At 70.2% G+C, this 14,011-nt stretch carries 13 protein-coding genes and 1 pseudogene; 12 read left to right on the forward strand and 2 right to left on the reverse strand.

Annotated features, from left to right (window positions below):
- The first annotated feature begins 7 nt into the window (after positions 1-7).
- The 7 genes from K7G59_RS04395 to K7G59_RS04425 all read left to right on the forward strand — a co-directional run bounded on the left by K7G59_RS04395 (position 8) and on the right by K7G59_RS04425 (position 6,964).
- A complete protein-coding gene (locus tag K7G59_RS04395) occupies positions 8-1,231 on the forward strand; it encodes an arginine deiminase (RefSeq protein WP_225830480.1) in 1,224 nt (407 codons plus the stop codon).
- Positions 1,232-1,379: 148 nt separating this feature from the next.
- On the forward strand, positions 1,380-2,408 hold the full coding sequence (gene argF / locus K7G59_RS04400; protein ID WP_225830481.1) for an ornithine carbamoyltransferase: 1,029 nt from the start codon (positions 1,380-1,382) through the stop codon (positions 2,406-2,408).
- 109 nt (positions 2,409-2,517) lie between these two features.
- Entirely contained in the window at positions 2,518-3,975 is a 1,458-nt protein-coding gene (locus K7G59_RS04405) for an amino acid permease (RefSeq protein ID WP_225830482.1), read from the forward strand.
- 505 nt (positions 3,976-4,480) lie between these two features.
- On the forward strand, positions 4,481-4,717 hold the full coding sequence (locus tag K7G59_RS04410; protein WP_225830483.1) for a hypothetical protein: 237 nt from the start codon (positions 4,481-4,483) through the stop codon (positions 4,715-4,717).
- A gap of 61 nt (positions 4,718-4,778) precedes the next feature.
- Positions 4,779-5,327 (forward strand): SigE family RNA polymerase sigma factor, encoded by a 549-nt coding sequence (locus K7G59_RS04415; protein WP_225830484.1) that lies wholly within the window; start codon positions 4,779-4,781, stop codon positions 5,325-5,327.
- The gene (locus tag K7G59_RS04420) at positions 5,324-6,016 is read left to right on the forward strand and encodes a hypothetical protein (protein WP_225830485.1); all 693 of its coding nucleotides are present in this window, start codon (positions 5,324-5,326) and stop codon (positions 6,014-6,016) included. The genes K7G59_RS04415 and K7G59_RS04420 overlap by 4 nt, the downstream gene beginning before the upstream one ends.
- A 198-nt stretch (positions 6,017-6,214) precedes the next feature.
- On the forward strand, positions 6,215-6,964 hold the full coding sequence (locus tag K7G59_RS04425) for a transposase family protein (RefSeq protein ID WP_225830486.1): 750 nt from the start codon (positions 6,215-6,217) through the stop codon (positions 6,962-6,964).
- A gap of 23 nt (positions 6,965-6,987) precedes the next feature.
- Here K7G59_RS04425 and K7G59_RS04430 read toward each other — a convergent pair whose 3' ends face one another.
- Entirely contained in the window at positions 6,988-7,638 is a 651-nt protein-coding gene (locus K7G59_RS04430) for a hypothetical protein (protein ID WP_225830487.1), read from the reverse strand.
- Here K7G59_RS04430 and K7G59_RS04435 point away from each other — a divergent pair.
- The 3 genes and pseudogenes from K7G59_RS04435 (at position 7,628) to K7G59_RS04440 (ending at position 9,599) form a co-directional block, all read left to right on the forward strand.
- Entirely contained in the window at positions 7,628-7,846 is a 219-nt protein-coding gene (locus tag K7G59_RS04435) for a hypothetical protein (RefSeq protein WP_225830488.1), read from the forward strand. The two genes, K7G59_RS04430 and K7G59_RS04435, sit on opposite strands and share 11 nt — an antisense overlap.
- Before the next feature lie 432 nt (positions 7,847-8,278).
- Positions 8,279-8,614, forward strand: a pseudogene (locus K7G59_RS35245) (IS5/IS1182 family transposase); the annotation flags it as partial.
- Positions 8,598-9,599, forward strand: a complete 1,002-nt coding sequence (locus K7G59_RS04440; RefSeq protein ID WP_225830489.1) for a LuxR C-terminal-related transcriptional regulator — start codon at positions 8,598-8,600, stop codon at positions 9,597-9,599. The pseudogene K7G59_RS35245 and the gene K7G59_RS04440, both read left to right, overlap by 17 nt.
- 321 nt (positions 9,600-9,920) lie before the next feature.
- Here the strand turns inward: K7G59_RS04440 and K7G59_RS04445 are convergent, their stop codons facing one another.
- Positions 9,921-10,373 (reverse strand): ATP-binding protein, encoded by a 453-nt coding sequence (locus tag K7G59_RS04445; RefSeq protein WP_225830490.1) that lies wholly within the window; start codon positions 10,371-10,373, stop codon positions 9,921-9,923.
- Positions 10,374-10,615: 242 nt separating this feature from the next.
- Between K7G59_RS04445 and K7G59_RS04450 the strand changes: the two genes are divergently transcribed.
- Positions 10,616-11,443 carry an enoyl-CoA hydratase family protein gene (locus tag K7G59_RS04450; protein ID WP_225830491.1) on the forward strand — a complete coding sequence of 276 codons (828 nt, stop codon included), beginning with the start codon at positions 10,616-10,618 and terminating at the stop codon, positions 11,441-11,443.
- 1 nt (position 11,444) lies between these two features.
- The gene (locus K7G59_RS04455) at positions 11,445-13,766 is read left to right on the forward strand and encodes a bifunctional salicylyl-CoA 5-hydroxylase/oxidoreductase (RefSeq protein WP_225830492.1); all 2,322 of its coding nucleotides are present in this window, start codon (positions 11,445-11,447) and stop codon (positions 13,764-13,766) included.
- The last annotated feature ends 245 nt before the right edge of the window (positions 13,767-14,011 follow it).

Consider the following 14,011-nt stretch of genomic DNA (forward strand, 5'->3'; position numbering starts at 1 on the left):
TGGAGGCATGGCATATCACGTCGACTCCGAGGCCGGTCGGCTGCGCCGCGTGATCCTGCACCGGCCCGACCTGGAGCTCAAAAGGCTCACCCCCAGCAACAAGGACGCCCTTCTCTTCGACGACGTGCTCTGGGTCCGCCGGGCACGCGCCGAACACGACGGGTTCGCCGACGTCCTGCGTGACCGCGGGGTCGCCGTCCACCTCTTCGGCGACCTGCTCACCGAGACCCTGGCCCTGCCCGACGCCAGGGCGCTCGTCCTCGACCGGGTCTTCGACGAGAAGGAGTACGGTCCTCTCGCCACCGACCATCTGCGGGCCGCCTTCGAGCGGCTCTCCCCGCGCGATCTTGCCGAGGCCCTGGTCGGCGGCATGACCAAGCGGGAGTTCCTGGCCGCACACGCCGAGCCGACCTCGGTGCGCTTCCACGCCATGGAGCTGGACGACTTCCTGCTGCGCCCGCTGCCCAACCACCTCTTCACCCGTGACACCTCGGCGTGGATCTACGACGGCGTCTCCATCAACGCGATGCGTCTGCCCGCGCGGCAGCGGGAGACCGTGCACTTCGAGGCGATCTACCGGCATCACCCGCTGTTCCGTGACGAACCGTTCCACGTGTGGTCCCAGGGGCAGGCCGACTACCCCTCCACCATCGAGGGCGGCGACGTCCTGGTGATCGGCAACGGCGCCGTGCTCATCGGCATGAGCGAGCGCACCACCCCGCAGGCCGTGGAGATGCTGGCGCACAAACTGTTCGCGGCGGGCTCCGCGCACACGATCGTGGCGCTCGACCTGCCCAAGCGGCGCGCCTTCATGCACCTCGACACCGTGATGACCATGGTCGACGGCGACACCTTCACGCAGTACGCCGGGCTCGGCATGCTGCGTTCGTACACCATCGAACCGGGCGCGAGCGAACGGGAGTTGAAGGTCACCGACCATCCGCCGGAGCACATGCACCGGGCGATCGCCGCCGCCCTCGGCCTCGGTGAGATCCGGGTGCTGACCGCCACGCAGGACGTGCACGCGGCCGAGCGTGAGCAGTGGGACGACGGCTGCAACGTCCTCGCCGTCGAGCCCGGAGTCGTCGTCGCCTACGAACGGAACTCGACCACCAACACGCATCTGCGCAAGCAGGGCATCGAGGTGATCGAGATCCCGGGCAGCGAGCTGGGGCGGGGGCGCGGCGGGCCACGCTGCATGAGCTGTCCCGTGGAGCGGGACGCCGTATAGGTCTGTCGCGGGTGCCGTCGCCGTGCAGGTGCCGTAGCCGTATACCTGTCGTATAGATGGTGCAGGGCCGCATAAGTCTCTGTATAGAAATGTGAGGCGTCGTATACACTTCCAGTGTCCTCTGTTCTCGTACCTCTGGAGCGCCCCCATGGCGACAGTCCCGACCGCCCTCGCCGGCCGCCACTTCCTCAAGGAACTGGACTTCACCGCGGAGGAGTTCCGAGGGCTGGTCACGCTTGCCGCCGAGCTGAAGGCGGCCAAGAAGGCCGGGACGGAGACGCAGTACCTCACCGGCAAGAACATCGCGCTCGTCTTCGAGAAGACCTCGACGCGCACCCGTTGCGCGTTCGAGGTCGCCGCCGCCGACCAGGGCGCGCACACGACGTACCTGGACCCGGCCGGCTCGCAGATCGGGCACAAGGAGTCGGTCAAGGACACGGCCCGGGTGCTCGGCCGGATGTTCGACGCCATCGAGTACCGCGGGCGCGGCCAGGGCGTCGTCGAGGCGCTCGCCGCGCACGCCGGGGTTCCGGTCTACAACGGCCTCACCGACGAGTGGCACCCCACCCAGATGCTCGCCGACGTGCTCACCATGACCGAGCACAGCGACCTGCCGCTGACCGATATCGCCTTCGCCTACCTGGGCGACGCCCGCTACAACATGGGCAACTCCTACCTCGTCACCGGGGCCCTGCTCGGCATGGACGTCCGTATCGTCGCGCCCCGCCCGCTGTGGCCGGACGACGCGATCGTTCAGGCGGCCCGGCAGCTGGCCGAGGCGTCCGGCGCCCGGATCACGCTCACGGACGACGTGAAGGAGGGTGTGCGCGGCGCCCACTTCGTCGCCACCGACGTCTGGGTCTCCATGGGCGAGCCGAAGCAGGTGTGGGACGAGCGCATAGCGCTGCTCGGCCCGTACGCGGTGACCATGGAGGTGCTCCGGGCCACCGGTCACGACGACGTGAAGTTCCTGCACTGCCTGCCGGCCTTCCACGACCTCGGCACCGACGTCGCCCGCGAGATCCACGCGCGGCACGGCCTGACCGAGCTGGAGGTCACCGACGAGGTCTTCGAGTCCGAGCACTCCGTGGTCTTCGACGAGGCGGAGAACCGGATGCACACGATCAAGGCGGTCCTGGTGGCCACCCTGGCGGGTGCGTCACACAGCGTTGCCTGACATGCCTCATCAGGCATTATCCTGACCCGCGGCCCGGCATGACCCCTGCCACGGCCGTCGCCGCGACCGGACCGGTCGCCCTGCACCACCAGAAACGAGCACCACCCGCATGCCCGCTCCCCGCATCAAATCCCCGCACCTGCTGGTCGCCGAATCGGGCGCCGACCGGGAGGGGCACGGCCTGAAGCGCACGATGGGCCTCTTCCAGCTCATCTGTTTCGGCGTCGGCGCCATCGTCGGCACCGGCATCTTCGTGGGCCTGTCCGACTCGGTCGCCCAGGCCGGTCCGGCCGTCGTCGTCTCCTTCATCCTCGCCGCGCTCACCTGCGTCTTCACCGCCTTCTCCTTCGCGGAGCTGGGCGGCGCGATCCCGGTCTCCGGCTCCTCGTACTCCTTCGCCTACGCCGGCCTGGGCGAGTCCACCGCCTTCCTGGTCGGCTGGTGCCTGCTGCTGGAGTACGGCATCTCCATCTCGGCCGTCGCGGTCGGCTGGAGCCAGTACGTCAACGAGCTGCTGCACAGCCTCACCGGCTGGCAGCTCCCGGCCGCGCTGTCCGCGGGTCCCGGCGACGGCGGGATCCTCAACCTGCCCGCCGTGATCGTCATCGCGATGGCCTCGGTGCTGCTGGTGCGCGGGGTGCGGGAGAGTGCGCGGGCGACGGCCGCCATGGCCGCGGTCAAGCTCGTCATCCTGCTCGCCTTCTGCGTGATCGGCTACAGCGCCTTCAAGGACGGCAACCTCACCCCGTTCTCCCCGGCCGGCCTCGGCGGCATCGGCGCGGGCACCACCGCCGCGTTCTTCTCCTACATCGGCTTCGACGCGATCACCACGGCCGGCGAGGAGGCGAAGAACCCGCGCCGGGACATCCCCGTGGCGATCATGGTCTGCATGGGCCTGGTCACCCTGCTGTACTGCGCGGTCGCGGTCGCCGCGATCGGCGCCATCGGCGGCGACCAGGTCGCCGGCCGGCCCGCCGCGCTGTCGTACGTCGTCAACAAGGTGACCGGCTCGGCCGTCGGTGGCGGTGTGATCGCCTTCGGCGCGGTCGTCGCCATCGCCTCCGTCGTCCTCGCCGTGATGTACGGCCAGACCCGCATCCTGATGTCGATGTCCCGGGACGGCCTGATCCCGCGCGTCTTCGAGAAGGTGAACCCCAGGACGTCCACGCCGGTCGCCGGCACGCTGATCGTCGCGGTCGTCTTCGCGCTCCCGGCGGCCTTCGCCTCGCTGGACGCGGTGATGAACCTGTGCACCATCGGTACGCTCGCCATCATGGCCGTCGTCAACATCACGGTCATCGCCCTGCGCCGTCGCGAGCCGGCCCTGACCCGCAGCTTCCGGGTGCCGCTCTACCCCGTCGGCCCGGTGCTCGGCGTCGGCTTCTGCCTGTACCTGATGTACGAGACCGGGTGGCAGACCTGGGTCCAGTTCGCGGCGTTCCTCGTGGTGGGCCTCGTCGTCTACGTCGCCTACGGGCGCCGGCACTCCACGCTGGCCAAGGCGTCCGGGGACGCCGCCCCCGAGGTCACGCCGGACGCCGCTGAGCGGGAACCACTGGAAGTCTGAACCACGCCGCCTTGCCCGAGACGGACCCTGTTCCATATCGGTTCGAGCCGCACCACGCGGCTACGCAGGCAGGTGGTTGTGGGATCAGCCATGAAGCTTGGCCGGGGAACGGACGGGGGCGCAGCCTGGTTGAGGCCGGTGACCGGCCTCAACCAGGCTGCGCTTTCTCGCTCACTGAGCTGTTTCAGAGTGGCCACTGATCGGGTGACGCTGGTGGTGTGCGCAACGCACGAGGCTCCCGTGCCGTTGGGGGAGGTGTTCGAAGTCTCAACCCACAGGCACAGGAGCCGCGTTGGTTCCGTATTCTGCTGCACTCGACCTGCCCCATGCCCTGGTCGAGTGGGTCCATGCTCATCACTGTTTGAGATCTTGAATGCCTGAGAAGTGGGCCCCCTGCCCACCGCGCTGGTACACACTGCACAAGTAGGACCGGTGCCGTGAGTGAGCGGCTCCCTCGATGACGCGCTGGAATGCAGGTCCGCATCCCACGGATGATCCTGAAGACATGGCCGGACCGATACCCGTGATCGTGCATCCGCCGTCAGCCACGGGTGGCCGCAGGGTGCGCGTGGACGGCGAGATCCTCGGCCTGGCCCACAACGTGGCCGACGTCGCGGAGTTCCTCCGCCGAGCGGGGCTGGAGATCGACCCGGCGGAGGTGGCGAAGTCGCCGTGGATCGACTGGCGGGGAGGGGGGGGAGGAGCACTGGGGCCCGGAGACGCGACGGTCGAGAAAGTCTGACCGGCAGGGCAGTCGAACTCCCTTCTGTACCCGTCTTTACAGGGGAACGAGGGAGGGCGCATTGAACGCCGACGAGGAACGCCAGTTCCGCGAGTTCGTGGCGGCGCGGTCGAGATCGCTGCTGCACACGGCCTACCTGCTGACCGGGGACTGGGAGCAGGGCCGGGACCTGCTCCAGACCGCGCTTGCCTCCACGGCTCGGCGTTGGTCGAAGCTGCGCGACCGGGAACAGCCGGAGATCTATGTCCGCCGGGCTCTCTACCACGCCCAGGTGGATCGCTTCCGGCTCCTCAGCTGGGGGCGGGAAACGGTCACGGACACCGTGCCGGACCAGCCGTCCGGGCAGGTCGCCGACTGGGCCGACACCGTGGTCCAGCGGCAGGACATCATGGCCGCGCTGCGGCGGCTGCCCAAGCGCCAGCGTGCGGTGATCGTCCTGCGCTACTTCGAGGACCGGCCGGACAACGAGATCGCCGCGATTCTGGGCGTCGCCCAGGGGACGGTCCGCAGCCAGACCCACAAGGCCCTCGCCTCTCTCCGCACCACCCTGGCCGAGGCAGGGCCGTCGGCCGCCTTCTCCATCGCCGCCGGAAGGGGCGCCATCACATGAACGACTCGACCGAACACCCGCTGCACGATGCCTTGCACGCCCATGTCCGGGAGAGCGGCAGTGACGCCGCCGGTGCCCATCTGGTCGGCCTGGCCGACGGCGCGTTGCGGGTCGCCCGGCGGCGGCAGTGGCTGGCCCGCGCCGGCGTCGGCGTCGTCGCAGCCGCCGTGGTCGCCACCGCCTGGGTGGCCGTCGCTGACGGCGCGACCCCGCGTGCGCACGTGGTTCAGCCCGCCACAGGGGGCGGCACCGGGAAGGCGACCCCGGTCTCCCTCCTGCCGGTCACCTCGTCCGTGGAGCGCGCCTGCACCCAGGGCAGCGACGGCTACACCGTGCACGCGACCGCGACCCAACCGGCGTTCTGCGTCCACACCGACCGGGCCAAGGGCATGACCGACGTCCGCGTCACGTCCGCGAAGGCCGGGAAAAGCACCATCGACGGCACCTGGCAGGTCGAGGTGACCCTCAGCCCCGCCGACCGGACCCGTTTCGCCGCCCTCACCGGCTCCATCGCGGCGGCCCCGGTCCCGCGCAACGAATTCGCCATCGTCATCGACGGCAAGCTCTGGGGCAACCCCTACGTGACCTCCTCGATCACCGGCGGCCGTTTCGAAATCGTCGGGGCCTACGTCGGGGATCTCAGCAGCGCCACCGCCCACGATCTCGCCCACCGGCTGAATCCCAGGTGAGTGGTCGACTCCCGCTACGGCGTTGGCACAGCGAAAAGGCCCCCGCCTGCGGGAAATCCGCAGGCGGGGGCCTTGATCAGTGAGTTTCTTCGAGTTGGTCATCGTTCCGGTGATGGCGTGTGAAGCGCGCAACGAGCGAGGCCCTCGGGCTGTTGATCGAGATGTCTGACGTCTCAACCACACTGCTCGGGAGCCTCCTTGGTCATCCATCCTGCCGCACTCGACCTGCCGCATGCGCTCGTGGAGTGGGTCACCATGCTCATCGTCACCCGTGAGGGCGACCGCCGATGCAAGCTGCGCCCGTCTCAGCGAGCGATGGTGGCACTGGTGTACCTGCGCGAACACACCACTCTGGCGAAGATCGCCGCCGGGTTCGGGATCTGCGAGTCCACCGCCCACGCCTACACCAGCGCGGTCGTCCACCTGCTTGCCGAACGAGCACCGGGTCTGCTCAAAGTTCCGCGTGAGAGCGACGCGGACTTCGTCCTGCTGGACGGCACGCTCGCCGAGTGCGACCGGGTCGGCGACGGAAGGGGCGACTACTCCCACAAACACCGGCGCCACGGCGTGAATGTGCAGGTCGTCACCGACCCCGGCGGCCAGCTGCTGTGGCTATCACCCGCCCTGCCGGGCCGAACCCACGACCTGACCGCCGCCCGGACCCACCGGATCATCCGGATCCGCGAGCGCCAGGGCGTTCCCATCCTGGCCGATCTCGCCTACCAGGGTGCCGGCCCATGGCTGACCACCGGTATCAAGCGCAAGCCCCTGCAGGAACTCTCTCCCACCGAAAAGACCCTCAACCGGGCACTTGCCGCTGCACGAGCGCCGGTCGAGCGTGGCGTCGCCCGCCTGAAGTCCTGGCGCATCTTCTGCCGGTCCCGATGCAGCCCGAATCGAATGACGTCAATCGCCAAGGCCATCCTCACACTGGAGCGGCAACGCTGAAGAGGCTCACTGCGCCGGGTCGCTCAGACGATGGTCTGAAGGTGCACGGTGCCGTCGGGCAGGCCCGCGGACTGGACTGCGAAGATGCTGCCGTTGGCGTCGATCTCAGTGGCGGATGCCTGCCAGGTCCCGGAGGCGCTGCGGGCGCGGTCCCACACGCCCGAGCCGGGCACCACCGCGTCGACGGTCATGCTTCCGTCGGCAAGCGCGGCTGCGGTCACCGCGGTGATGCCGCCGTTGGTGTCGAGGTGGGTGGAGCCCTGCCAGTTGCCCGCCGCGGTACGGACACGGTCCCAGACCCCCGAGCCGGGCACGACGGCCTCGATGTGCTGGGTGCCGTCGGGCAGCGCCGCCGTTGCCAGCGCGGTGACGCCTCCGTTGCTGTCGATCTGCGTCGCGGAGGTCTGCCACGCACCGGAGGCACTGCGCACGCGTTCCCAGATGCCGGAGCCGGGCACGAGGGTCTCCAGGTGCAGGGTTCCGTCGGTCAGACCCGCTGCAGCGACCCGGGTGATGGACGGGTTGTCGTCGATCTTTGTGGCTGCCGTCCAGGTGCCGCTGGTATTCCGTGTGCGGTCCCACACGCCCGCGTTCTTCACCACCACGTCGACATGGAGCGTGCCGTCCTTCAGTGCGGCGGCGGTCACGGCGATGATGTTGTCGTTGTCGTCCATTTTCACGGCGCTCGCTGCCCAGATGCCGGAGGCGCTGCGCACCCGCTCCCAGACCCCTGAGCCGGGGACCACGGTGAAGGTGTGCAGGGTGCCGTCGGGCAGCGCGGCGGAGGCGACGGCGGTGATGGCGTTGTTGTCGTCGATCTCGGTGGCGCTGCCGCCCCAGGTGCCGGCGGATCCGCGCGTCCGTTCCCAGACGGTGCCGTGAGGGACGGTGGAGGCGGTCGGGGCGACGTCGAGGTAGGCCGCCGCTGTCGCGCCTGCGCTGCAGACTGCTGACCGCTCGCGCCACCGACGAGCTCACGGCACTCACCACCTTGGTGCCCAAGCCGAAGCCCGAGCCGAAGACGCAGCCGAAGCCTGATTCCAAGCAGACCAGGCCCGTAGAACCGGCCAGGGCGACCACGCCCGCCAAGTCGCTCAGCCGATACACCCCCCGCCGCATAGCCCGTGCGGTCAAAAGGCGTCTGACTCCTTGAGCAAGGTCGCAGGCTCCGGTCGACAGGCGTGTCCAGCATCTTCTGAAGAGCTACCCGGATCGTCATCCGGCTGCAGGCAGAGGCGGACACCCAGGGCTTGATCACCTGGGCGGTCGACGCCGACTCGACGGTGTGCCCGGGCCCACCAGCACGCCGCCGGAGTGGTGAAAGGACATCCTTGTCGAGGAGTTGGCCCAGCCGTGGGAGGCGTGTGTCGAAAGGACGCCGTCATCCTGCTCGGGATGGACCGGCCGAGAAAGCGGGCTGCAGGGGCTGGTGCTCGGCATGGCTGACCTTCGTCGCCAGGCCTACCTGATCCATCCGCGGCATGACCTGTCGCACTGGGGCTGTTGTTCCGGTGTCGACCGTTCCGCTGTCACCCGGGCCGTTGCTGAGATCTGTACGCTGCTGGTCCAGCGGGGCTGCGCGGTTTCCGACCGGCCGGGCTGCGACTGAAGAAGCCGGCGGACGTGTTCGCAAGTGCTTGCTCTGCTGGGAATCGACGCCATGACTGAAGCGGTCTATCGCGCCCTGCTGGCCCATCCCGCCGACGATGTCACAGCCCTGGCCAGGCGCCTGACCACCACCGACGACCAGGTACGGCACGCCCTGGACAGGCTCAGTGAGCTCTCCCTCGTCCGCCCGTCCCACGAGGCACCCGGTCAGCTGCACCCCGTCAGCCCGGAGGTCGGCCTGGAACTCCTCTTGGCCCAGCAGCAGGTCGAGTTAGCGGCCCAACAGCAGCGCATCGAGGCATCCCGGGCCGCCGCCGCACAGCTCATCGCCGAGCATGCAGCCCTGCACCCTCACGCGGGCCCAGGAGTGGAGCAGTTGGAGGGTCTCGACCAGATCCGCGACCGGCTCGCCCAGCTCACCCGCCAGGTGCGCAACGAACTCATGACACTGGCCCCTGACGGAGCCCACCGGCCGGACAGCATCGAGGCGGCCAAACCGCTCAACAGCCAGCTGCTCAGCCGTGGCATCCGCATGCGCACCATCTACCTGGACAGTATCCGCAACAGCCCGCACACCGTGGCCTACGCGAACTGGCTTGGCGAGCGAGGCGCAGAAGTGCGCACCACACCCACCCTCCCCACTCGCTTGATCATCATTGACCGCGAACGGGCCGTCATTCCCGTGGACAGCGACGACTCCGGCGCCGCCGCAATCGTGCTGACCAGCCCCGGCACGCTCACCGCGCTCTGCGCCCTCTTCGAGGGCCTTTGGCGCGACGCCAAACGCCTCAGCGACTTACCCCGGCAGAGCCCCGACAGCATCACCGACACCGAAGCCGTTGCGCTGAAACTGCTCGCCGGTGGCTACACCGACGAAGCCATCGCCAAGCGCCTCGGCGTCTCAGCCCGCACCGCCCGAAGAATCGCCACCGGCCTCATGCAGCGCCTCGGCGCTCGCAGCCGCTTCGAGGCCGGTGTTCGCGCCGCACAGCGCAACTGGATCGGCGAGCCCGGAAAAGCGACCTGACCAGTGCACGCTGGAGTGAGTCGGTCTCAGATCGCAGGGCTGGCGCAGAGGCTCTGCATTCCGGGGGTGGCTTGATCGGAAATGCCCGCTTGGAGCGCCGATTGTGACGGGAATGCGAAGACATCACGGATGGTGTCGGCGTGTCGGACGTTTCCCAGTCGGCTGCCGCGACCACATGACGGCGCCCTTGCCGCTGCTCCCTGGAACTCTGATGAACTCGGACCTTCGTCGGCGGTGCGGGGGTGCTGCTACGCAGGCACGGAGCCTACGGGCGCCGGCACTCCACGCTGGCCAAGGCGTCCGGGGACGCCGCCCCCGAGGTCACGCCGGACGCCGCTGAGCGGGAACCACCGGGAGTCTGAACCACACCGCCTTGCCCGACGGGGTGGGGCGGTGGCCGCAGGACGAGCTGAGGGCGCGGATCAGCAGCAGACCGCGTCCGCCCTCCTGCCAGACATCGGGCTCCTCGAGCACGGTGCGGGTGAGATGCCCGGGCGGCGCCGGGTCGGGGTCGTGCACCTCGACCCGGCAGCCGGTCGGCAGCAGCTCCACCACCAGCTCGATCGGGCCCCGGCCGTCGGTGTGCTCCACCGCGTTGGCCACCAGCTCCGCCGTGAGCAGCTCCGCGGTGTCGCTGTCGGCGGCATGCTCGACCTCGGCCAGGGCCGTGCGCACCAGGGCGCGTGCCGCGGGTACCGCTGCCGTGGTGTGCGGCAGGGCGATACGCCAGGAGGCCGGTTCGGCGGCGGGTTCGTACAAGGCGAGTCCGTTCATGGAGCAGGGCTGTCCTGCTGTTGAATACAGGAATGGTACGGGCCCGGCCACGGCCGCCGTCGACGGGCTTCGCCCGGCTGTTACGGCGCTGTCGATGATCGGTGACGCGTATGACGGGACTCGGTCATATCAGGGCGGTACCTGGTGCCCGTGTCGCGCACTCATGACGACGGTCACAAACAGGTGATAACTTCATGAGGTAGTGCAACGTACGGCACCGCCCCCCTAGGAGGCCGCACGTCATGAGTCCCTTCACCGGCTCCGCCGCCCGCACCTGCGACTGGGAGCACCTGCGGGTCAAGCTCTCCGACGGGGTCGCCACCGTCACCCTCGCCCGCCCCGACAAGCTCAACGCCCTCACCTTCGGGGCCTACGCCGACCTGCGCGACCTGCTCGCCGAGCTGTCCCGGGAGCGCGCGGTGCGCGCCCTGGTGCTGGCCGGCGAGGGGCGGGGCTTCTGCTCCGGCGGCGACGTCGAAGAGATCATCGGTGCCACGCTGTCCATGGACACCGCCGAGCTGCTCGACTTCAACCGGATGACCGGGCAGGTGGTGCGGGCGGTACGGGAATGCCCGTTCCCGGTGATCGCCGCCGTGCACGGGGTCGCGGCGGGCGCGGGCGCCGTGCTGGCCCTGGCGGCCGACTTCCGGGTGGCCGACCCCACCGCCCGCTTCGCCTTCCTCTTCACCCGCGTCGGCCTGTCCGGCGGTGACATGGGTGCGGCCTATCTGCTGCCCCGGGTCGTCGGCCTCGGCCACGCCACCCGGCTGCTGATGCTGGGCGCGCCGGTGCGCGCCGCCGAGGCGGAGCGGATCGGCCTGATCAGCGAGCTGACGGAGGAGGGCCGGGCCGACGAGGCCGCCCTGATCCTGGCCCGCCGCCTGGCCGACGGCCCGGCCCTGGCCCACGCCCAGACGAAGGCGCTGCTCACGGCCGAACTGGACATGCCGCTCGCGGCAGCGGTGGAACTGGACGCGGCCACCCAGGCCCTGCTGATGAACGGCGAGGACTACCGGGAGTTCCACGCGGCGTTCCTGCAGAAGCGCCCGCCGAAGTGGCGCGGGAGGTGACATGAAGGTCGCGGTCATCGGCGGCGGCCCCGGTGGTCTCTACGCCGCCGCCCTGCTCAAGCGCCTCGACCCGGCCCGGGAGATCACCGTCTGGGAACGCAACGCGCCGGACGTGACCTTCGGCTTCGGCGTGGTCCTCTCCGACGAGACCCTGGGCGGCATCGAACACGCCGACCCCGTTGTCTACGCCGCCCTGCAGAAGGAGTTCGTCCGCTGGGACGACATCGACATCGTGCACCGGGGCGTCCGGCACACCTCCGGCGGCCACGGATTCGCCGCACTCGGCAGGAAACGGCTCCTGGAGGTCCTGCACGAACGCTGCCGCGACCTCGGTGTGGACCTCCGCTTCCGCACCGAGGCGCCGCACCCGGACCGGCTGACCGCGACGCACGACCTCGTCATCGCCGCCGATGGTGTGCACAGCACCACCCGGGACGCCTACGCCCCTGTGTTCCGCCCCCATGTGGCCGAACACCACTGCCGGTATATATGGCTCGCCGCCGACTTCCCCTTCGACGCCTTCCGCTTCGAGATCGCCGAGACCGAGCACGGCGTGATGCAGCTGCACGGCTACCCTTACGCCCGCCCGTCTCCCGACCACCACCCCTCAACGAGGCCCTCCGGGCCGCCGAACCAATTCGGCGCCTCCACCGTGATCGTCGAGATGCGCGAGGAGGTGTGGCGGGCGGCCGGGTTCGCGGAACTCGAGGAGCAGGAGTCCGTCGAACGCTGCGCCAAGATCTTCGCCGACGCGCTCGGCGGACGCCCCCTGCGCTCCAACAGGTCGGCCTGGACCACCTTCCGCACGGTCGTCAACGAACGCTGGTCGCACGACAGGGTCGTCCTCCTCGGCGACGCCGCCCACACCGCGCACTTCTCCATCGGCTCCGGCACCAAACTGGCCGTGGAGGACGCGCTGGCCCTCGCCGCGTGCCTACGCGAACAGCCCACTGTGCAAGGGGCGTTGGCCGCCTACGAGGAGGAGCGCAAGCCCGTCGTCGCCTCCACCCAGCGGGCCGCCCGCGCCAGCCTGGAGTGGTTCGAGAACCTGGACCGCTACCTCGGCCAGCCGCCCCGCCAGTTCGCGTTCAACCTGCTCACCCGCAGCCGTCGCGTCACCCACGACAACCTGCGGCTGCGCGACGCCCGCTTCACCGCGTCCGTCGAGCGCGAGTTCGGCTGCCCACCCGGCACGCCCCCGATGTTCACCCCGTTCCGGCTGCGCGGTCTGACCCTGCGCAACCGGGTCGTCGTCTCACCCATGGACATGTACAGCGCCGTCGACGGCGTCCCGGGCGACTTCCACCTCGTCCACCTCGGCGCCCGCGCGCTCGGCGGGGCCGCTCTGGTGATGACCGAGATGGTGTGCGTGAGCGCAGAAGGCCGCATCACACCCGGCTGCGCCGGCCTCTACACCGGCCGGCAGGGCGAGGCCTGGCGCCGGATCACCGACTTCGTGCACCGCCAGGCACCCGGCACCGCGATCGGCGTGCAGCTCGGCCACTGCGGGCGCAAGGGTTCCACCCGGCTGATGTGGGAGGGCATGGACGAGCCGCTGCCCGAGGGCAACTGGCCGCTGGTGGCCGCCTCCCCGCTGCCGTACAAGCCGGGCAGCCAGATGCCGCACCAGCTCTCCCGCGCCGGGCTCACCGACATCCGCGAGCAGTTCACGGCCGCCGCCTGCCGGGCCGCCCGCGCCGGCTTCGACCTGCTCGAACTGCACTGCGCGCACGGCTACCTGCTCTCCGGTTTCCTGTCCCCGCTGACCAACCGGCGCACCGACGCCTACGGCGGCACGCTGGAAAAGCGGCTCCGGTTCCCGCTGGAGGTCTTCGACGCGGTGCGCGCGGTGTGGCCCGAGGAGCGGCCGATGACCGTGCGCATCTCCGCCACCGACTGGGCCGAGGGCGGTACCACGGCAGCGGACGCCGTGGTCGTCGCACGGGCCTTCGCCGCGCACGGTGCCGACGCGATCGACGTGTCCACCGGGCAGGTGGTGGCCGAGGAGCGGCCGGAGTTCGGGCGGTCGTACCAGACGCCGTTCGCCGACCGCATCCGGCACGAGGTCCGCGTCCCGGTGATCGCGGTCGGCGCGATCTCCTCCTGGGACGACGTCAACTCCCTGATCCTGGCGGGACGAACGGACCTGTGCGCGCTCGCCCGCCCGCACCTGTACGACCCGCACTGGACCCTGCACGCAGCCGCGGAGCAGGGCTACGACGGACCGGGTGTGGTGTGGCCCGCCCCCTACCGGGCGGGCAGCAGACGCCCGCAGACGGGCCGCACGGACGCGCCGAAGCCCCGTCTCACGCTCGGCACATGAGACCGACGGCGCGCCCGCCGGATTCAGGATCCGGCCGCGTCTGCCGCCTGCCCTGTCGCCGCGGCCGGGCGGTGGTCGGCGGCGGTCGGCGGCGGTCGGCGCGGTGCCGGCGCGCGGCCGTGCCCCGTGCGCGCGGCTCGGGTGGGGGCGCAGCCGCGTCCGCTGTCCGCCCGTTGTCTCCGCCGGGCAGGGCCGCCTGGACGGCTCGGACGGCGGGTGCGGTGCACTGCTCCGGTCGTCCGGAC

It is taken from the genome of Streptomyces sp. NK08204 (genome assembly GCF_020400585.1).
In the GTDB taxonomy this organism is placed as follows: Bacteria; Actinomycetota; Actinomycetes; order Streptomycetales; family Streptomycetaceae; genus Streptomyces.